Origin of the sequence: Neochlamydia sp. AcF84 (assembly GCF_011087585.1) — a bacterium.
GTDB lineage: Bacteria > Chlamydiota > Chlamydiia > Chlamydiales > Parachlamydiaceae > Neochlamydia.
Genome location: NZ_VJOT01000046.1, coordinates 1 through 20,557, shown reverse-complemented (window position 1 = coordinate 20,557; position 20,557 = coordinate 1). Strand labels below are relative to the sequence as shown.

The 20,557-nt window shown below is 37.0% G+C and carries 13 protein-coding genes; 9 read left to right on the top strand and 4 right to left on the bottom strand.

Going from position 1 to position 20,557, the window contains the following annotated elements:
- Nucleotides 1-333 precede the first annotated feature (333 nt).
- Complete coding sequence (locus NEOC84_RS05245) at nucleotides 334-891, top strand: peptidylprolyl isomerase (protein ID WP_166156225.1); 558 nt, start codon at nucleotides 334-336, stop codon at nucleotides 889-891.
- A gap of 379 nt (nucleotides 892-1,270) precedes the next feature.
- Here NEOC84_RS05245 and NEOC84_RS05240 read toward each other — a convergent pair whose 3' ends face one another.
- Nucleotides 1,271-2,215 (bottom strand): alpha/beta fold hydrolase, encoded by a 945-nt coding sequence (locus NEOC84_RS05240; protein ID WP_166156222.1) that lies wholly within the window; start codon nucleotides 2,213-2,215, stop codon nucleotides 1,271-1,273.
- 221 nt (nucleotides 2,216-2,436) lie between these two features.
- Complete coding sequence (gene map / locus NEOC84_RS05235) at nucleotides 2,437-3,330, bottom strand: type II methionyl aminopeptidase (protein WP_166156219.1); 894 nt, start codon at nucleotides 3,328-3,330, stop codon at nucleotides 2,437-2,439.
- Between the two features lie 910 nt (nucleotides 3,331-4,240).
- Here map and NEOC84_RS05230 point away from each other — a divergent pair.
- The 5 genes from NEOC84_RS05230 to NEOC84_RS05210 all read left to right on the top strand — a co-directional run bounded on the left by NEOC84_RS05230 (nucleotide 4,241) and on the right by NEOC84_RS05210 (nucleotide 13,000).
- The gene (locus NEOC84_RS05230; protein WP_166156216.1) at nucleotides 4,241-6,412 is read left to right on the top strand and encodes a copper-translocating P-type ATPase; all 2,172 of its coding nucleotides are present in this window, start codon (nucleotides 4,241-4,243) and stop codon (nucleotides 6,410-6,412) included.
- A gap of 817 nt (nucleotides 6,413-7,229) precedes the next feature.
- Nucleotides 7,230-8,357 carry a DHH family phosphoesterase gene (locus NEOC84_RS05225; protein WP_166156213.1) on the top strand — a complete coding sequence of 376 codons (1,128 nt, stop codon included), beginning with the start codon at nucleotides 7,230-7,232 and terminating at the stop codon, nucleotides 8,355-8,357.
- A gap of 532 nt (nucleotides 8,358-8,889) precedes the next feature.
- A complete protein-coding gene (locus NEOC84_RS05220; RefSeq protein WP_166156210.1) occupies nucleotides 8,890-10,317 on the top strand; it encodes an Ada metal-binding domain-containing protein in 1,428 nt (475 codons plus the stop codon).
- A 17-nt stretch (nucleotides 10,318-10,334) separates the two neighbouring features.
- Nucleotides 10,335-10,823, top strand: coding sequence for a methylated-DNA--[protein]-cysteine S-methyltransferase (locus NEOC84_RS10085; protein ID WP_166156207.1), 489 nt, complete (start codon nucleotides 10,335-10,337; stop codon nucleotides 10,821-10,823).
- Between the two features lie 917 nt (nucleotides 10,824-11,740).
- Nucleotides 11,741-13,000 carry a PP2C family protein-serine/threonine phosphatase gene (locus NEOC84_RS05210; RefSeq protein WP_166156203.1) on the top strand — a complete coding sequence of 420 codons (1,260 nt, stop codon included), beginning with the start codon at nucleotides 11,741-11,743 and terminating at the stop codon, nucleotides 12,998-13,000.
- A 684-nt stretch (nucleotides 13,001-13,684) separates the two neighbouring features.
- Here NEOC84_RS05210 and NEOC84_RS05200 read toward each other — a convergent pair.
- Nucleotides 13,685-15,151 (bottom strand): cryptochrome/photolyase family protein, encoded by a 1,467-nt coding sequence (locus NEOC84_RS05200; RefSeq protein ID WP_166156197.1) that lies wholly within the window; start codon nucleotides 15,149-15,151, stop codon nucleotides 13,685-13,687.
- 818 nt (nucleotides 15,152-15,969) lie between these two features.
- A complete protein-coding gene (locus NEOC84_RS05195) occupies nucleotides 15,970-17,874 on the bottom strand; it encodes a leucine-rich repeat domain-containing protein (RefSeq protein WP_166156192.1) in 1,905 nt (634 codons plus the stop codon).
- A gap of 763 nt (nucleotides 17,875-18,637) precedes the next feature.
- On the opposite strand from NEOC84_RS05195, the gene NEOC84_RS05190 reads away from it, so the two are divergent.
- The 3 genes from NEOC84_RS05190 (at nucleotide 18,638) to NEOC84_RS05180 (ending at nucleotide 20,501) form a co-directional block, all read left to right on the top strand.
- Nucleotides 18,638-19,036: a hypothetical protein gene (locus tag NEOC84_RS05190; protein ID WP_166156189.1), complete on the top strand. Its 399-nt coding sequence runs from the start codon at nucleotides 18,638-18,640 to the stop codon at nucleotides 19,034-19,036.
- 237 nt (nucleotides 19,037-19,273) lie between these two features.
- Nucleotides 19,274-19,819, top strand: a complete 546-nt coding sequence (locus NEOC84_RS05185) for a hypothetical protein (protein WP_166156186.1) — start codon at nucleotides 19,274-19,276, stop codon at nucleotides 19,817-19,819.
- A gap of 226 nt (nucleotides 19,820-20,045) precedes the next feature.
- Entirely contained in the window at nucleotides 20,046-20,501 is a 456-nt protein-coding gene (locus tag NEOC84_RS05180) for a transposase (protein WP_166156183.1), read from the top strand.
- Nucleotides 20,502-20,557 lie beyond the last annotated feature (56 nt).

The window sequence follows — 20,557 nt, the reverse complement described above, 5'->3', positions numbered from 1 at the left end:
TTGTTTTTTGTAACTTTTTGATGGGTTGCTAAATTTGACATTTTGACCCTCCTTATGGCTCTTGGAGCCACTCACTTTCAACTTTAGTCCTATCACTTTCAATAGTAACAGGACTTCAACCTTGACGGCTTTTAAATCACGTTTTCTTTATTTTTATCACAAATGTCCCGATTAAGTCCTGTCTATTGCACTTTTATACCTGCTAGGCATTGCCATATAAATCACATGTTATTCAAAGATTAAAATTTCTTTAATGGGCAAATGGTTGACTGTTTTTACTACCTATGTTAATTTTTTTACTACCTAAACCCTTTAATTAACAAGAGGTATGCCATGCAAAAATGGATGTTATTATTAAGTTTAGCATTTTTTCAGCTGTTTGCTCATCTAGCTCTTTATGGCGAATCTTATCATTCTAAACATCCGGTAGTCGTCTTTGAAACTACCCAAGGCAATTTTGAAGTGACACTCTTTCCTGACCTAGCGCCTAAAGCCGTGGAAAACTTTTTAACTCATGCTAAAGAAAATTATTATAATGGGACTACTTTTCATCGAGTGATCAAGGGTTTTATGATTCAAGGAGGTGATCCTGAAGGTAACGGTACAGGTGGCCAATCCATTTGGGGCAAGCCTTTTGCTGATGAATTTCATCCAGATCGCCATTTTGATCATCCCGGTATCTTAGCCATGGCTAATAGAGGCCCTCATACCAATGGAAGTCAATTTTTTATTACCACCGCTAAAACCCCCTGGCTGGATCAAAAGCACACCATTTTCGGGGAAGTCACTAAAGGTTATGAGATTGTCCAAAAAATAGAGGACGTGCAGACTAATGCACAAAACCGTCCTCTCGTAGCACAAAAAATTATTAAAATTTCCCTTAAAAATTAACATTTGATTGAGAGGGTATAGATAGATTTTTATTTGTATCCTCTCATTGTTATGCTTCATGGGCTGTGGGATTACTTTTCATTATAGCCTCTTTTTCTCTACCTTTAAAGGTCTGCTTCTCCCTTCACTCCTTTTTAAGTCTTTTAATCTTATACAATCTATCTTCTCTACAAGGCAGAGGGGCGGGCATTCTCAATAGCTAACGCAGGAATTTTAAGTAAATACTCAGATAGCCCACATTTAATTAAAAAGTTAGAGTCATATGCTTTTGAGCTACTTCTCATGCAACCTCATGCTTTATAAACCACTCACGTTAAGTAGAAAGACAGCTTTCTGAGAGTTGGATATGTAGACGGAGTTTTTTTAAACCTACAATTTCTTAACAGGAGGAAGATGAGAAGATCCAATCCATAAGCGTTTTATCCATCCAATGGCAACCATGTTCCTTGCCTGCCCAGCCGAGAAATCCCATATGTCCACCATACCTGGTCATATAAACATTTACATTCGAGGGAATATGATTGTAGTCTATCCTGTAGCAATCAATAAATGGATCGTCTTCTGCAAATAAGATATAAGTAGAGATCGCAATAGAATGAATAAATTTAATCGAGCTACAATGTTGATAATAGTCGATAGCGTCCTTAAACCCCCATAAAGGGGCGGTCACCTTATCATCAAACTCATACATCGATTGAATAGAAAGATCTTTTAGCCATTTTTGGCTCTGCTTTAACACCCGGGCTAAATAATACTTATGGTAAATCCAGTAGGCTTCTTTTTCGATATATTGAACAGCATGATGTAAATCTACTGGAGGGCATACTGCTATGAGATGATCCATGTATTGAACAGCCTCTTCTCCTAACTCGCCTGCTAATTTAAGAACTATATTTCCACCAAGAGAAAAGCCTATTACAACAAGCGAAGAGGTAGGAAAACGAATTTTAAGCCATTTCAAAACACTTAAGATATCTTGGCTTGTGCCTCCATGATAAGGACGTTTGGCTTTACTTACTCCCCCACTACGAAGATTAACACGCATTGCACAGTGGCCAGCTTGATACATCTTTCGTGATAGCCGTAAAAGATAACCTGATTGATAGCTTCCTCCTAGGCCATGAACCATCACTACAATTTTGGTAGGAGGTTTTCCTGGATGAGGGTTAGAAAGATAGCAAGACAATTGATCACCATCCTCTAATGAAACTAGAATTTCATAGGAAGGCGGTGCTTTACCATTGGCTAGAAAGGTCGGTAAAGTGGTTTGGACATGAGGAGAGCTCAATCCAAAAAGAGGCTGAAAATTTAATTTGCTGAGCAAGGGATGCCTTTATAAGATTTGCTTTTAATTATCACAAAAAAGGACTGATCCCTGCAACTTTTAAAGTTAATTTTTACGCAACTTAATTTTGAAGCTTCCTAGATAGGCTATCATTTTCTTTATCCTATTCACCGGCTTGCACTTTTTATCGACAGTTTTTAAAAGTTCTTAGCAAAAAGGCGGTAACTTAATGCGATTTATTTTAATTCTCTGCGCCTTGCTTAACGTGTGGTTATAAAAACTTTTCCCATTTTATCTACTAATACAGAATTTTCAGCTTGTGCCACTATGCCTTGACCTTCTTCTACTAAAGGAGCATAACCTACCACTGACCCTGCTTTAAGTAGCTCTGCCATATGGCGCCTAATTTCAGAAAGTTCAAGCTCTGCTTCAATAAGATCATGCATACAAAAAGGAAGCCCACTAAAACTTTTAATTTTTGCAATCAAAGAACGAGGAACAGATAATGGAATAGGCCGAGCACGCACAAAAGAGAAAATTGCAGGGCTCCCCGCTTCATAAATAAAACCTTTTCCATCGGTAGCAAAAGGTTCAATGGCAAAGGTCATACCCGGCTTTACGATAGCTGTAGAATTATCGCAATAGTTAGGAATCAAAGGAGCCGTATGTACCTTATAAATTCCTAGCCCATGACCTGCAAGGTTTTTTACAGATTTAAATCCATAGGAAGAAATTTTTTCTTCAATAATTCTACCAATTTCTTTAATAGGTAGACCTACCTGGATAGATTGCTCAGCACTTAGTAAAGCACTTTCAACAGCATCAATGAGAGCTTGGTATTTGCCTGATAAATCTACTGTGACCGCGCAATCACCAATAGCGCCCTGATAACATATTCCTACATCCAATTTGATTACTTCTTGGGAAAAAATAATATCTTCGTCAGGTTGAGGTAGAAAATGTGCAGCCACATTATTTAAAGCTATTTGAGGAGGAAAAGCAGGAATGGCTCCTAATGAGAATATTTTCTCTTTAATTTTAGTGATAACCTCATTATATGAAGCCCCAGCTTTGATTAATGCTTTACCAAAAGCACGTACTTGATGAGCCATCTTCCCCGCTTGAATAAAATCTTGCTTATATTTTTCATTCATTCTTCACTTCCTTATTTTGCGAAAGTATTCTATTCAATCTAGCGCATTAAATCTACTTTAACCTTTCTTCTCTTAAGAGTTACCCTGCTAAAGCTGCATAAGCTAATTTTTTTGTAAGTTTAAGGTAGAAGAAATCCAATCATTTAAATAAGCTAAGCACATTCTTCACTAACAGGCTTTTTACAAGATCCTAAAATTTTTAGAAGTTATTATTTATGCACTACACCACTGTACAGCTCTTGTTTTTACTTTTTTTCTTAGGATTTTTATCTTTAAACTTTCTTTTGGGTGTCTATATTATTAGGCAATGGGGCAGCCCCCTACCTCGCTTATGCCATGAATTCGACAAAAAAATATGGATGACTTTAGGATTAGGAATTATTTTTTTTGGCTTTTATTTTATTTTTATCACTTTTTTGGGATGGAGCCTAAAAGGTCAAAGTTTAAGAAAAGTATTCATTTTCCTTTATGACCACACGGCCAGCTGTATCTATATTGGCTTATCTATCTTTTCATTTTTCTCGCTCTCTATCTATCTTGCAAGAATGCTGATAAAACACCTCTATTGGAAAGCCACAAAAAAAACTTTAGAAAAAAAAGAAAGGGTTACTAATAAAATAAAGTGATTCTTGCTAGGAAACCAGCTAAACAAGTGTGCTTTAGCAGCAATGCCTCTTAAGTTAAGCTTTCGGGAAAGATTTTATTAATTTCAATAAATCCGTGCCCTCATAATGGCATGCCTTCAACTTTATAGCAAAAATCTAAGAAAGCTTAACTTTTCAATGGACAACTTTTTAACCGATGGTTTAAACAAAAAAACTTTATAAGAGGGATTGATTATAAGGATCCCAAAATTCTTAGTTCTAAATTCTATGATTTAAATGGTAAATTCCTAGCATCAAGGATCTGTATGAATATTTCTCTTCCTCCTTGTCATGAAAGTAAAAAGCCTGTTATCTCAAAAGCTACCTTTTCAGGAGGAGCTTATAGCTGCCCTATGCATCCAGAGATTGAGCAAAATTACCGCGGTTATTGCTCCCTTTGTGGTATGCCTTTAGAAACTAAACATCTTTCCTTAGAAACAGATGATTCAGAATATGTAGAGACGTGGCAGAGGTTTAGGGTAGCAGTGATCCTAACCCTCCCCCTTTTCTTTTTAGCGATGAGCAAAATGCACCCTACCTTGGATGCTTTAACCCTATCTTTAGGCACAGCATCTGAATGGATGCAATTTATTCTTGCCACGCCTGTTGTCTTGTGGGCAGGATGGCCCTTTTTTGAAAGGGCATGGTTGTCTATAGTCAATCGTTCTCTAAACATGTTTTCTTTAATTGCCCTTGGAATAGGAAGCGCCTATTTATATAGTGCTATCGCTGTGATCTTTCCTCACATTTTTCCTGCGGCGTTTAAAGAAAAGGGGCAACTTTTTGTTTATTTTGAAGCTGCGGCAGTTATCACTGTGCTTGTTCTTCTTGGGCAACTGCTAGAACTTAAAGCTAAAGTACATACCAACCAAGCTATACGCTCTTTAATAAATCAAACAGCTAAAAGCGCTCATGTAATGAAAAATGGCCAAGAACAAGAAACACCTTTAGATCAACTGCAAGAAGGCGATATTTTAAAAGTAAAGCCCGGTGAGAAAATTCCTGTGGATGGCTTTATTATCGAGGGGACAAGTTTTATTGATGAGTCAATGCTAACTGGTGAATCCCTTGCTGTTGAAAAGCAAGTTAAAGATCAGGTTACAGGTGGTACTGTAAATCAAGCGGGTAGCTTTCTTATGCAAGCCACACGTGTGGGCAATCACACTCTGCTGGCACATATCATCCAAATGGTATCCCAAGCCCAAAGAAGTAAAGCTCCTATTCAAAAACTTGCGGATTTAATTGCCAAATATTTTGTCCCCGCGGTGATAGGAGTAGCCATTCTAACATTTATGATATGGGTATGGAAAGGACCTGAGCCAAGCTTTGTTTTTGCCTTCATTAATGCGTTGGCAGTATTAATCATTGCATGTCCCTGTGCCTTAGGATTAGCCACCCCTATGTCAATCATGATGGGCATCGGTAGAGGCGCCCAAACAGGCATTCTCGTAAAGAATGCAGAAGCCTTACAACTTTTAGAAAGAGTTGATACTTTAATGGTAGATAAAACCGGTACCGTAACCCAAGGAAAACTTAGTATCTTGCAAATCACCCCCATGCATGGCTGGCAAGAAAATGAACTTTTGACATACGCAGCTTCGATAGAAAAAAACAGTGAGCATCCCCTAGCTCAAGCCATTGTGAATGAAGCTCAACGTCGATCTTTAAATCTTTTACCAAACGTAAAATTTAAATCTATGACTAGTGAAGGCGTGGCAGGAATAGTTGATAGCAAAGAAGTATTGATCGGCAGTCGAAATTTAATGCAAAGAATGCAGGTACACGGCCAAGAGGAATTACTAAAAGCCTCTCAAGCAGCGCAAGCACAAGCGCAAACCGTGCTGTTTGTTTCTGTCGAGGGAAATATTATAGGCTTTATGGCGTTAGCTGATGCTCTAAAACCCACTTCTGCTCAGGCTATTCATGAACTCCATTTGCTAGGTTTGAAAGTTATTATGTTGACTGGAGATAATACGCAGACAGCCCAAGCAGTTGCTTTAGCTACCCATATTGATGAGACTTATGCGGAAATCACTCCTCAGGGTAAAAGCCTCTTTATTCAGAACGCCATACAAAATAGGCATATTGTTGCTATGGCTGGTGACGGAATCAACGATGCACCCGCCCTAGCTGCTGCCCATGTAGGCATTGCTATGGGAACAGGCACAGACATTGCTAAAGAAAGTGCAGCAATTACTTTAGTAAAAGGTGACTTAATGGGTATCGTACGAGCCATTAAGTTAAGCCGAGCTACTATGCGCAATATTCGGCAAAATCTATTTTTTGCTTTTATCTACAATATTATAGGTGTATCTCTAGCAACCGGCATTCTGTACCCTTGGATAGGATTGCTTTTAAATCCCATGATTGCCAGCGCAATCATGGCGTTTAGCTCTGTGTCAGTAATCATGAATGCGCTAAGGCTAAGAAAGTGTTAACACTGAACAGAGAAATCAACCCTTAGAAAAATTACTGAGAAAAAAAAGAATAAGCGTTTATTAAGACAAGCAGCTGGACCGGTAACCAAAGCACAAAACGGCTCTCTTTTTGTCGTTTGTGTTTTAATACAATTCAAGACTATAAAGTAAATAAGTTGTAAAATGGTTAACATAAGGCGTGTCTATTGAAATGTTCATTTCTTCTTTTCTTATCTTGCCCATTTATCAGTCAATACATTAGGCCCTAAGCTAGATGGCTAGCTAAATTTTTAGATCTTTTGAATTCCTAAACTACTCCTATAAAATTAGTATCTCTTTGGTAAATAATCTGTGTCTTTTAATTACGCCACCCCCATCTTTTTATGCCTTCTTTTCTCTACGGCTGACGTGACGACACATCATTGAGCAAGACTTAAAAGCTAAATAATCCTTATTCTAAACTTCTAAAAATCAGTATTCTTCTCATGCTCAGCATTTTAAGCAATTGTAGGGATCGCAATAAATGCATGGCATAGAAGCGTTAAAACATCCAAGATCTAACAGAATTGTAAAAATTCTAAGCGCTAAATGATCGGCTTTATACGTACGATTATGTAAGAGGCGAGCTAATTATTCTATACCAGCTAGCCATCAATCTAGGGCTATTGGCATGAATAGCTCTTTCTCATTTAGGCTTGCAACATTTAGAAAAAAAACTTTTAATTTTTTCATATGAATGATTGCTAATATTTTTGGCTAAAAAAATGCCCGCAAAACTTGCTTAATATGCGGAGGAGATTTAAGATCGGTTTATTTGCTTCCATTAATGCTTCCAAACATGTCTTTTTCAGCATTTTTAAAAACTTCCTTGGATGAATATTTCCAATGCCTTAACTTACCAAATAACTTAAGGCTCATTCATTATGTATTAGGAAATGAATCCGCTGATTTAGATTCCGTTATTTCTTCCCTAACTTATGCTTACTTATTATATGAAAATCATTCTAAACAAGAGCTCTACCTTCCTCTTATCAACCTCAAAAGAGAGGAGTTAAATGCTCGCAGAGACCTTCTCTATTTGCTCCAGCTAGCAAAAATCCCTACTAATCATCTTCTTTTTTTAGAAGAAGCCCCTTTCAGTTATCTTTTTTCTCGAAGCCAATTACGCTTAAATCTTGTCGATCATCATATTTTAAGAAAGGACCAACAGATTTTTTCTGCCGTCGTAGAAAGCATCATCGATCATCATTTTCCTGAGCCAATAAATTATCCTCTTCTCTCGCCTGCAAGCTTGCTAATAGAACCGGTGGGTTCTACAGCCACTTTGATTGCAGAAAAACTGATCACTCATCCTACCATTAATATTACACCTGAAATAGCTATCTTGCTATTGGCACCTATATTGATAGATACTCATGATTTAAAATCTATAGATAAAACTACCTGGCGAGATATTAAAATAGCTGAAAAACTACTCCAGGTGGCTGCTGACACCCTCCCTTCTAATTTCTATGATATCCTCCAGGTAGAAAAGAATAACATCTCCCTACTATCTCCCCTACAGCTTCTTAATAAGGATTTCAAGAGCTATCTAGCCGGAAATTTTTTCTATGGAATTTCTTCTCTTCCGCAAGGAGTCGATTGGTGGCAACAAGAGAGGCAAAGCTTGCTTCCTTTGCTAAATACATATGTTCAGGACAAAGACCTATCGCTGCTGCTCCTATTTATGTCTCCCATAAGCCCCATAGGTCCGAAGCATAGAATAATCGTTTATACCCCTTCCCCCTTAATTTTAGAATCATTTAAATTTTATGTCGAAAAAGACCTGATACTAAAGAAGCTACTTTTACCGAGCTCCTCTTTAAGGCATCCATGCTTGGCATATTATGAAATAGAAAGTTTTATAGCTAGGAAGCATTTGCAACCTTATTTTCATTTTTTAAAAAATTTAGCTACTCTATCCTGATAAAGAATAAACCATTCTTTAAAGAACAAAGCTTTTTATCTATTTAACCTCTTGGGCAACAAACCAGATGCCATAAGCTCTATAAAAGAGAAAAAGGTTCAAATATAACCCCTCGATTTCTCTTAGAGAACCTATTGATAGGCTCAAACGCCAGGTCTTTCCTTTTAACCTGAATCTACGTACCTGCTAGCATTAGCTTTGACTAAGAGCTAAAGAGCAAGGTTGGGACAAGCTAAAAAAGCTTTGTAGGGTAGTAATCAAACTTTTTTGTAAACAATAAAGAGGCAAAGAATGACTTAAGGAGGCTTATTTTTAGATTGAGCTCCTACTTGATCTTTCTTCCCATAATGTTTTCTAGACCTTTCCCTCCGTCTAATTTGCTCTTTAGAATCTTTTAATCATTACATTTCTCTTAATGTTAAACATGCAACTTTACCCTGTAGGTAATTCATTGATATTTTAGGATCCCGGCCGAAAATGGCGAGCATTCTAATTAAACTCTTTCTATATTAGAGAGAAATAGGCCATGGTTATGAATGAAGAAGATATTTTTTATAAAGCTTTTCTATCCCAAGATTCTCGCTTTGATGGCAAATTTTATGTGGGAGTAAAAACTACTAAAATCTATTGCCGTCCTATCTGTCCAGCCAGGCCAAAACGCCAAAATGTGGAATTTTTTCTCAAAGCTTCATCTGCTGAGAAGGTAGGCTATAGGCCCTGCTTACGATGCCACCCCCCATCTTCGACCTCTTCCTTCGCCTATTCAGGCAGATCGGCAATAGTGTCACATGTTCTTAGAGTACTTACTGCTCAGGGGATGGGGGATAAAGGAGAAGATTATTTTGCTGGGCAATTTGGCTTAAGCGCTAGGCATTTACGCCGGCTATTTAGAGAGGAGATAGGCTTAACTCCTCAAAAAATTTGGGATAATAATCGTTTAAATTTTGCTTTAAAGCTTCTAACAAAGACTAAGCTTTCTATAACTCGTATAGCATTAGACGCGGGCTTTTCCTCTTTAAGACGTTTTAATGATGCTTTTAAAAAATATTATAAGCAAGCCCCCTCTTTAATACGAAAGAAAAATCTTTCCAATTCCCCTCATGAGAACATTATTTTAAAGTTAACTTATCACCCTCCTTTAGACTGGTCGCATTTAATTCATCATTTTAGAAACCATTTTATTCCTTATATGGAAAGTATTTCTGAGAACAGCTATGAGCGAGTTTTTAAGATTGAAGATTCAATAGGGGCTTTATCAGTAGAAGCAGATAGTCGCTATCCTTATCTCAAGCTGCAGATTGCTTGCCATGATACTAAAGTTTTATGTGCAGTAGCCAGCCGTGTCCGTAAAATGTTCGACCTTAATTCCGATCCTCTTTTCATAGCCAATCAATTTGCTTCTCATTTACCTTTATCTTTGCTATGGAAACAATGGCCGGGCTTAAGGCTGGCTAATGGTTGGGATCCTTATGAAACAGCTATCTGCGCAATTTTAGGGCAAGGCATTACCATGAGACATGCCTCCCAGCTAATTGGTCATTTGGTTTTATATTATGGAGAAAAAATTTTTCATCCCGTAACGCATGAAGAAAGATACTTATTTCCCATCCCTGAGATTTTAGCAAAAGCTTCTCTGCATGAGATTAAAACCACACAAGTACGTAAAGCTGCCATTCGAATGCTAAGCCAGAAGATTCTTCAACAAGAAATTAGCCTTTCGCCAGCTCAAGCACCTGAAGAATTTAAAAAATCCCTTCTTGCCATCCAAGGTATTGGGCCATGGACTGCAGAATACATTAGCCTACGAGCTATAGCAGATCCTGATGCTTTTCCCGCTACGGATCTAATTTTAAAAAGAGCGTTGAGGCTTAATCCTTCCTTGGACTTAAGCTGTATCCGACCCTGGCGAGGATATGCTGCCGTTTACCTATGGAAAAAATATTCTTATCATTCATCTTAAAAAAGGAGCTTCATTAGATGAAAATTTTTTATAAATACATGGATTCAATCGTAGGGAAGTTAAAGCTGGTAGCTCAAGGCAAGGTCCTTATAGCTATCTTATGGGAGCGTGAAAAGCTCAACCGTGTCAAGCTTGATGAACTTATCGAAGATGTCTATCATCCTCTTCTTATAGAAACTGAAAAGCAGCTTTTAGAATATTTTAATAAAAAGCGAAAATTCTTTGAACTCCCCTTAGAACACCACGGCACACCCTTCCAAAACAAAGTCTGGGAGGCCTTAAAGCATATTCCTTATGGCACTACTCTTAGCTATGGACAGCTTGCAAAAGAAATAAATCATCCTCGCGCAGTACGTGCCTTAGGAGCAGCCATAGGAAGAAATCCATTATCAATCGTTATTCCTTGCCACCGGGTGATTGGAACGAATGGAAAACTAACAGGATTTGCTGGGGGATTAGAAGCCAAAAGAACGCTTTTAAAAATTGAAGATTTCCCTGTTATCTAAAAAAATTAAAAAAAAGTAGAGTTTAACCCTTTTCTTTTTTAACCTTTGCACTTAAAAAAACGATTAAAATAAAATTTTCAGAGATTTATTTCCTAGGATTCGACCAGCGTTAATGCCTATATGGGTACGTAGCTCATCTGATAAGGCGCTACCTATCCTAGGGCTTATCACCTCAGCTAGTACCCATGCTTTGAAGCCCCTCTCCCCCTCTTCTGATCTTAATTTACAGTCAAAGATTTAGCATATAACCCTGCTTACTTGTAAGCTACTTTCCTAGAGGAAGAATTTCTTTCAAAGTTTCTTTAAAGCAAAATATTGCCGTGGCAGCAAGCGATCTTCCATAATAGCTGCAGAGCTTCCTCGTCTCTTGCAAAATCTTTCATGACTTTTGATAGATCGTTCAATTCTTTATTCAGCAGGTGTCCATCTCTTGATTTTAAGTCTTTCCCCTCTTCTTGGAGGCATTAAAGGGTTTAGGACTTGCCTTTAAGATGATCGGTAAAAAGCTTACCTATAAGTACTGTCTTTATAAGTCTTTTACGCTCATTGGCAACCGGTAATAAATCTCTTTTTCTTATCGCCATATCCCCAATTAACATAGAGGGAAGCCCCCTTCTACCTAGGCGAGAAAGAGATGCAAATTTTACTTTTCTATTTCCCTGTGTTTGAACCTAGCCTCTCCATTACAATATGATTAATCATTTTATTTAATACTGACCTTGCTAATCAGAAAATGAGAAACATGAATGCTAAGTATTTTTATTACTAGGCACAAAGATAAAAACAAGCTAAAGTAAATAACTGTTAAATATTAGAAGAATTTAAAGCAGAAAAAACTCGTATAAGCTTTCGATAAATTTAACCAAGTTTAGCGACAAAAAAAGCACTAAAAAATTATTTTAAAATAGGATTTGTTTATGATGAAAGAAACCGATGGACAAGCTAAGCCTGGAAGCTTTTTTTTCGAAATGGTAATGAATCTTTCTGACTCTATAATTTCCACCTCTGAAAATGATTCTAAAGAATCTCCATTACAAGCTCAATCATTTCAAAAAGAAAAAAAGGTGATGAAACGAGCACTGGAAGTTAAGGAAACAGAGCTAAGCAAACAAATTTTAAAGAGAAAAAAATATGCAATTTGGAAGCCCCGTAATTTAAAGATAGATAATGCTATGCAAAAAATGCTAAAAAACTCTCAAAAAGCTATGGAAGAGCATATAGAAGAGGATATCCTGGCTTACGCCACTTATCAAAGCTGTCTCCCTATCCTAGATGATAATCTGCCTAAAGCTCCTGCTTTAAGCTTGGAATATGTATCAGCCGAAGCTCAAGGTAAAAGACCACGTATGGAAGATGTCCACCTTTTCCAAGAGAACTCCCAAGGAGCTTTGATGGGGGTTTTTGATGGGCATGGGGGCAGACAGGTTGCTAAGCAGGCGAAAGAAGAATTTGAAAAAAATTTCTTCGAAACATTAGCTTTGAATGAAGGAAATGTACATCAAACTTTCGAACAATTAATTGATGAAATTCACCAAAATATTATTCAGTACACTTACTATGATATGATAGGCACTACACTAGCTATAAGCTTTATAGATAAAAATACCCATCTCATTTATACAGCTACATTAGGTGATACTGAAGCTAATATCTATAGAAACAAAGAGTCCATCGCTTTATCTTGCGTGCGAAATTGGAGGCACGCAAAAGAAGCAGCAAGAGCAGCTATAGCCCTAGAAAATCCCACGCTAGCAGAATCATGGCCTCTTGCAAAAAATCCTAAGATGTTAAGGTATCCTAATTCGCGTACTGGTATTAATGTAAGTCGTGCTATCGGGGATAAATATGCTACTGGAAAGCCTGATAAACCGGCAGTTATTCACAAGCCCAAAATTACCGTCAATCGATTAAGAAAAGGAGACATTCTTATCATCGCTTGTGATGGACTAAAAGATTATGTTTTAGAAAATGAGATAATAGCATATGTTACCTCAGAGCCTCAAGAAAAAGAAGAGGAGCCTTTGGTTGACTTAGAAAACACAGAGGAAGAAGAAATAGAGGAAGGAGAAGCCACCTTGGATAATCCCCCAAAAAATTTAGCTCAACGATTGGTTGATTATGCGCTGGAAAAAAATTCCACAGATAATATCACGGTGGTAGTAGTGAAAATCCATTAAGTAAAAATAGATAGGGCTACGCCAAGGATATTAAGGGATTAATAATTGAATAAATCAAGCATTTACAAAAAATTTTAAGGTCATGCACATTGGAATTAATCTCGGTTCTATCCAGCCTATTTTTGTTGTGTGGCTAGGTTGAAGAGGAAGAGCTTTTATCGCCACAATATTGGTCATCTTATGGATGATTCGCCTATAATATTACCCACCAGTTTTTTTATCTACGCCGCATGTTTATCTCTCTTGGTTATTCTACCTTCATTGCACCAAAAAACTAGCTATTTAAACACCTTCTTAACAGGCATGCTATTTGGATTTGCTACCTATGCCACCTACGACCCCTAATCAAGCCACCTTAAAAGATGGGCTTTTAATAGTAACTTTGGTAGATGCCGCTTGGAGATCTTTTCTAGTAGGAACCTAAGCTGGCTTACATTATATTTTATAAGCCGATTCAGTTAAAAAGGGCGTACATAGCTTAGTTTACTTTAGAGCAAGGTATTAGTTTTTAAAGCGTATAAGATAATTTAGGAAAACCTTAGAAGCTGTTGAGAATAGACTGTCAAAGTAAAAGCTGCATCAACTCTTGAGGTTATAGCTGAATTAAATTTCTTTACCCCTATTGCTTCCTTAGTCAAGATTATAGATTATTTATCTGCAATTTCTTGCTCTTCAATATGGAAGTTAACGCTGTTGCATCAGCCATGTTTCTGCTAAGGCTATTTTTGGATGAATAGTATTAGCATTTTTTTGTAGCAATTTAAGAAGCATCTTTGTTCTAGGATTTTTTTCAAAGAAAGCTTGATGTTTTGCAAGAAAGCGCCAAAAAAGGCCATCCCATTTATCTACCCACTCTTCTTTGTTGTAAGCACTCATTTTAAGCAGATAGTTAGCTCCTGATATGTAAGGTTTTGTGCTCATCAATCCTTTATCAGCATATTGGCTCATTCCATAAACATTAGGTACCATCACCCAGTCGTAAGCATCAACAAAATAGCCCATAAACCATTCATAAACAGCATTGGGATCCGTTTCTACTAGCAGTAGAAAATTCCCTAAAATCATGAGGCGTTCGATATGATGGCAATAACCGGTCTGCAATAAGCGCTTAATTACATTATCAATAGGTAAAATTCCTGTAGTTCCATCCCAAAATCCTTTAGGTAAAGGAGCAGTATGCTTAAAAAAATTAGAACATCTTTCTTTTCTTCCTTTTAAGAGATAGCAAGCTCTAATAAACTCGCGCCACCCTATAATCTGCCGAAGAAAGCCTTCTAAAGAATTTAAAGGAATATTAAGGTTTGTGTGAGCAGAAAGAGCCTTTTCAACTACTTCTTGAGGAGTCAGCAATCCAATATTTAATAAAGGTGATAGACCACTATGAAAAATTACTGCCTCTGTGGCATGTATGGCGTCTTCATAGGTACCAAATAGCTGAAGTCTATGCTCAACAAAATCAGAAAGAACTTCTTTAGCCTCGCTGAAAGTGACGGCATAGGAAAAGGGGGTAGACTTGCCATAGGCTTTAGGAAATTCCTTTTCTACATACTCAACTGCTTCTTTAACCCAGCGATTTTGTTTAGGCGCAACAAGGGGAGGAATAACAATTCCTTTAGGTAAACGTTCTCTGTTTTCTTTGTCAAAGCTATATTTACCCCCTACAGGAGAGTCTCCTTCCATCAAAATATTAAGTTTCTTACGCTGATAAATGTAAAAAGGAGCCATTGAATAGTGGGTCTTTCCTTTAAAGAAAAGCTGAAGCTCTTTTTCAGTACACAAAAACATTGGAGACTCATAAAAGCAGAGTTTCCAATGATTTTTTCTAGCAGCTTTAGTAAGATCCTGGGAAAGCCAATCATCCGTTAAATTCGCTAAATGAACCTGGTCATATTCTTTCTGTGCTAAAATTTCAAAAAGGTCTCCTCGCTTATTTAAGGAGGTGGAGTCAATATAGAAAACAGAATATCCTTGCTTTTCTAACCAATCGGCATAAGCTTTCATAGCTGCTCGCAAAAGCACAAGTTTCTGCTTGTGAAATTTTTGTACCTTAAAAAAAAGAAATTCTTCAGCTAAGCAAACAGGGCGCGTTTTATCTAAGGCAGGATGTTTTTCAAAAAGCTGATGGGGAAAAATTAGGGTAATCTCTTTCATTTTTTAATGAATCCTCTCTCTAACTTTTCTTTAACCATCTCAAATAGATCCCTTTTTAAACAAGAATTATATAAAAAGGTTGCTTAAAATTTTTATGCTAAATAATAGCTAATGATTATTTACAAAAGCCTCTATCATTTGCTTTAATTCAGTCATCTTCTATTTTTGAGCTTTTAGCTGGGATAGCTGGAGCAGTAGCGACTACAATAGATAGCAGTGGCAAATAAATTATTAGCATCAAAAGCAAGTTAAATGTTTGGCTTTTATGGGCAGATGGAATCGATAGAGTGAATGAATAGACTTAAGAAATAATACGCTTTTAAGAAACTCATTATGCGGCCCCATACTTCATAAAAACCCCTCGGACCAAGTAGAGAGAGATGTTTCAGAGGATTGGTTATGCAGGCTAAGTTTTTTCAAAGTGTATAATTTAAACTAAATAAGAAAAACTTACGTTAAGAAATTTGTAAATTAATTCGGATGTGAACCTTTAGGGTAAACATCCTTAAAAAGGCGACCATGTAGATTTTCTATTCAAAAATTTTCGACTTCCTTAATTAAATTATTCTCTCGGCTAGCAAAAAAACAGATAAAAATTTGAATAAATAAGGACCTCTACATGTTTAGAAAAGATTTACTTCTTAGCCTAATTTTTGCTAGAAGAAACTAAAGAAAACAAATTTTTTTGAATTAAAGAGAGCTAAATGTTGTTTTGTTAAATGCTGCTTCAAAACCTAAGTTACTTAAGTTGCAAAAAAAAATGCTTTAGGGCGCCTTACCTCTCGATCTAACAATATCTTTAATCTACTAATTCAACATCACACGATTTTACTTTTATAAATATTTTCTAGAAAAGGGTTGCCCCTTACATCAACTTCACAATGACCAGGAAGCTGTTGAAGTAATCTAGGAAAAGTAGTTAACTTGTTGTTGTCTAAGTAAAGCTCTCGCAAAGAAGAAAGCCGCCCGAGGCCATTAGGTAGAGAGGTTAGCCGGTTGTTGCTTAAGTGAAGTTTATCAAGATCAAGAAGCTGCCCGATGGTTCCTGGGATATTCGCTAGCCGGTTGCTATCTAAGTAAAGCTCTTGCAAGGAATCAAGCTGTCCAATCGTTAAAGGCAGAGAGGTTAGCCGATTCTTATTCAAGTAAAGTAGCCGCAGCTCATCAAGCTGTCCAAACTCTGAAGGGAGGGTAGCTAGCTGGTTATTGACTAAGTAAAGCTCTGTTAAAGAATGAAGCTGTCCAATTTCCGCAGGAAGCGCAGTGAGCTGGTTGTCGCTTAACCAAAGCCTTGTTAGCTGGGAAAGCTGCCCAATTTCCATAGGTAACGCATTTAGATGGTTGTCTATTAAGTCAAGCTTTTCCAGCTGAGAAAGCTGCCCAATTTCAGCAGGTAAAGCGTTTAGATGGTTATCTATTAAGTCAAGGTGTTTCAGCTGAGAAAGTTTTCCAATCCCGGTAGGAAGCACTGTTAGCTTGTTGTAGCTTAGGTCGAGCTGTTCCAGCTGAGAAAGCTGTCCTATCTTTGCAGGAAGAAAAACAAGCTGGTTACGGCTTAAGTCAAGCTGTTCCAACTTAGAAAGCTGCCCAATTTCGGCAGGAAGAAAAACAAGCTGGTTATTGCTTAATTCAAGCTTTTCCAGCTTAGAAAGTTGTCCAATTTCGGTAGGGAGCATGGTTAGCTTATTGCTGTGTAAACAAAGCTTTTTCAGTTGAGAAAGCTGTCCAATTTCAGCAGGAAGAGAGGCAAGCTGGTTCCAGCTTAGATTAAGCTGTTCCAGCTGAGAAAGCTGCCCAATCTCGGCAGAAAGCGCGGTTAGCTGTCTATGGCATATAAAAAGCCTTTCCAGCTGAGAAAGTTGCCCAATCTCAGGCGGCAAAATTGTAATCTCTAACTGTAAATCTAAATTCGGCTCCTCTAAAATTTTTAATGGGATATCTAAATATAAACAACTAATATCTTCATCATGCTCTTTAATCCATTGTGCTAGCAGCTCTCCTTTTATCTTTAAAGGTAATGCTTTAATTTCTGCCTGGTTTAAGTACTCCTTTCCTCCCGGTAGGCGGCCCCAAAGCCATAGGCGGCTAATATTTAGTAGATAGGAGGAATAATTAGAAAGAGTAAAATCCTTGCTATTCTTGGATGTTCTTTCCATTGGAGAATAAGAAGTCGCTAAATTAAAAAGCCTTTGAAAAATGCAAGACACCTTTTCTTCAACGGAAAGATTGGATTCAATCCGATAAATTTGATCCAAGCTACGAACCTGTTCTGCCACATCCCCCTCCCTATCAGGAAAATGAAGATGAGCTATCGCGCCGTAAAGAGAGGGAATAGAAAGAGGAGAAAGAGCGTGAATTTTGTCTCCAAGCTCAACCATTTTCTTTAAAGTCGGATTTTCTGGAATTTGAAGTTCCTCCAAAAGACTGATTAAGCGCTCAATATAAATCTCTCTAGAAGATTCTAGCGGACGGAGCTTAGCTGTGGCGGCAAGTTGCCTCACCGTGTGGTTAGGTGCATGCCCTTCAATAGGCTTTCCATCTAGAGGACAAAGCTTATCGCCTGCTAAACGTTGGATCACCGTATCTTCATTAAAGGTGTGACCACAAGGAAACAAAACAACAGCATGAGCCATCAATTTTCCTGATGTCGCGTCTTTTATATTATTCGAGCCTATTACGCAGAGGTTTACCTTGCTGCTAGAAGTAGAAGTTGGCGGCATCATATAAGCTCCTTAAAGTTTCATAGCAATTTATTCTCTCATTATTAGAAGAGAGATGGTTTTTCAAAGATTTATCTTAACTCTCTGCTAGAGAACTTACTCTTTTTTCCTCTTTATTTAACGATCTTTATTTTAAAAACTGAAAGAAATCTTTCATATTTTATAAAAACCTTAGCGGATTTTCCTATCTTTCTAGCAATTTTCTTCTTAATTTTTATGATTAAATACTTAAGATTAATTGCCACCACGTTTTTATCTAATCACCTATAAATATGAAACGCCAAAGCTATTCTTTTTATTCTTCTAAGAAAAGAAGCTTATTATCTTTTCCGCCTCGTCTTTTCTTACGAAGCAAAAAGAATGAATAAAATTCTTTAAAGGCTTCACACTTTGCATAAATTAGGATAGCATATTTACCCTGCCTCTGTTTGCCTTAAAGAGCTTGCATAAGATCAAAAAGTTCTGGTTAAATGAGGAAAAATAAGTTTTTGCTAGATTAAACGCTACAAAAACCATCCCCTCCTGCTTATTAAAAAGCATTTTGCTATGGCAAATTTCTTTTAAGCGTTACCGTTGCCCGTTAATCAATTCCTAAAAATTTATTCCACAATTTTGGAGCTAGAATCACGGTTAATACACCCCGTAAACTTCCCCTCATGCTGTAAGATTTCCAACTTAATTATTAGAAAATCTTTCTTTATCTAAAATTAACATAATTGCATTAACATTTAATGTTTATTAATTTTTGCAAAACAAAAGTAGAAAAATGGATTACCTTCAAACTTTAACTAAAATAGAGAAGCAATTTAATATTTTAGGAAGCCTCCCTGTCATAGGTATATATAGTGGAATTGTACGTGTTGTGGCAGGTAACGTGCAGGCAACGGCAGGAGCTATTCTGGCAGGAACAGGTTATCTAGGAATGGTTTTTGATGAAAAGAATAAAAGAAAGTGGAGGCATATGACCAACTGTGGGATCCACCAGTTCTTCCATGGTATCTTAAATACCATTCGCGGGTATGGCGAGACGGTGCTAGCGGGGACAGCTTATGGTAGCTTCGCACTTCTTATCTATCAATTGACCTCCTCTGAGCCATTTAATCCCTCCTTTAAATATGAACGCTACCCTAATTATTTTAAATGTTCCCTTTCCCTGTTTAATTGAAAGCATAAGGAGGAATTTAAAGCTGGGATCCTGATTCCTTTCCCCCTACAGATGTCAAAGAGGAGAAGCGATTATCTAAAAAATTAAAGCTTATAACAGTAATTTAAAATTTATTGTATTTCTTATCGACAACGTTTTAAAAGGATAAAAAAATGAAATTTATAATAGAGATGGGAATTTAATCAAATTCTTTTTACTATAGGAAAGATAGAAGCTATAAAGGTAAGGAACAACGGCATGGAATTACAAGGGCTGGTAAGAAGCTATTTTAAAGGCTTTCATGAAATCTGGAATTATCAAAAAAATTATACGCAATTAAATGCTTTAAACCTGCTAAAAATGTTTTCCTATTTTATTTTAGCAATCCCTGTAGGTTATGCAGCTGTTTATGCTGCCACTTATCTTTATGGACGTATCAATAAAAAGCCAAGCCTAACCAAGCAAGATCAGCAGCTCAAAAATCGGGCAGCGAAAACTTTTTTTTCACTACATCTTCCTCAACCTATCTCACCATTTTCTCCCTTAAAGAATTGTCATGTAAATATTCAACTCTTTATCACTGAAGCTAAAATTTTTGCTCAGCAGCCTCGAAATGCCTATGGAGATCCGGACAAATTATTGAAGTACATTCATAACAAATTAGAAACAAAAGAATTTCAAACTAATCCTCGAGTGTTTATGGATAAGTGGAAAAAAGAAAGGGGCTTTACTGAGGAAGTACGTGTACCTGAAGATCAAGCAATGGCTTTTTTTGAAAGAAAAGTTATGCCACACATACGCTAAAACCTTATGAATCTATCTTGCTAATGGATTTATCTAAAAAGCTATTAAACTAAAAGTAAAAAATGCTTACCAATATTTTACTTTTCTTTCTTATCTAGCTAGTTTGACATGATTTAAAGGATATTTCATGCTTAAGCATATTTTGAGAGCGTTTTTTCTCCCAAATCGCTATAATTTGTTTACGCCTAAATCATTATAAAGCTCTTAATTTCTTGCAAAGTTGACTATGAAACCAATCAAGCTAGATAACAAACAAAGCCGTCTTTTTAAATCTCGATTTAGCGATGAACTCAATCTAGATCATCCTCTTATCCAGCTATCCAAATTGATTGAATGGAAGCAGCTGGAAGAAGAGTTTGATAAGCTGTTTGTAGAAAAGATAGGGCAGCCAGCTAAGCCTGTAAGGCTAGTTGTAGGGCTCTTTATCTTGCAGCATATGTATGGGCTTTCGGATGTAAATGTGGTGCATCGATGGGTAGAAAATCCTTATTGGCAATACTTTTGTGGGTATGAGTTTTGGCATCATGCGCTGCCTATTCATCCTACTTCTTTAATTAGATGGAGATCTAGATTAGGCGAAGCTGGACTTAGCAAGATTTTACAAGGGACGATTGCAGCAGCTGTTCTGACAGGCGCAGTGAAAAAAAAAGCTTTAAAAAAGTCATTGCCGATACAACCGTAATGCCTAAAGCTATCGCCTTTCCTACCGATGCCAAACTTTACTTTAAATCTATTCAA

Coding starts and splice junctions, on each gene's coding strand:
- NEOC84_RS05185 (WP_166156186.1), top strand. CDS start 19,274: ATGGAATTACAAGGGCTGGTAAGAAGCTATTTTAAAGGCTTTCATGAA.
- NEOC84_RS05190 (WP_166156189.1), top strand. CDS start 18,638: ATGGATTACCTTCAAACTTTAACTAAAATAGAGAAGCAATTTAATATT.
- NEOC84_RS05180 (WP_166156183.1), top strand. CDS start 20,046: ATGAAACCAATCAAGCTAGATAACAAACAAAGCCGTCTTTTTAAATCT.
- NEOC84_RS10085 (WP_166156207.1), top strand. CDS start 10,335: ATGAAAATTTTTTATAAATACATGGATTCAATCGTAGGGAAGTTAAAG.
- NEOC84_RS05245 (WP_166156225.1), top strand. CDS start 334: ATGCAAAAATGGATGTTATTATTAAGTTTAGCATTTTTTCAGCTGTTT.
- NEOC84_RS05225 (WP_166156213.1), top strand. CDS start 7,230: ATGTCTTTTTCAGCATTTTTAAAAACTTCCTTGGATGAATATTTCCAA.
- NEOC84_RS05220 (WP_166156210.1), top strand. CDS start 8,890: ATGAATGAAGAAGATATTTTTTATAAAGCTTTTCTATCCCAAGATTCT.
- NEOC84_RS05230 (WP_166156216.1), top strand. CDS start 4,241: ATGAATATTTCTCTTCCTCCTTGTCATGAAAGTAAAAAGCCTGTTATC.
- NEOC84_RS05210 (WP_166156203.1), top strand. CDS start 11,741: ATGATGAAAGAAACCGATGGACAAGCTAAGCCTGGAAGCTTTTTTTTC.
- NEOC84_RS05200 (WP_166156197.1), bottom strand. CDS start 15,151: ATGAAAGAGATTACCCTAATTTTTCCCCATCAGCTTTTTGAAAAACAT.
- map (WP_166156219.1), bottom strand. CDS start 3,330: ATGAATGAAAAATATAAGCAAGATTTTATTCAAGCGGGGAAGATGGCT.
- NEOC84_RS05195 (WP_166156192.1), bottom strand. CDS start 17,874: ATGATGCCGCCAACTTCTACTTCTAGCAGCAAGGTAAACCTCTGCGTA.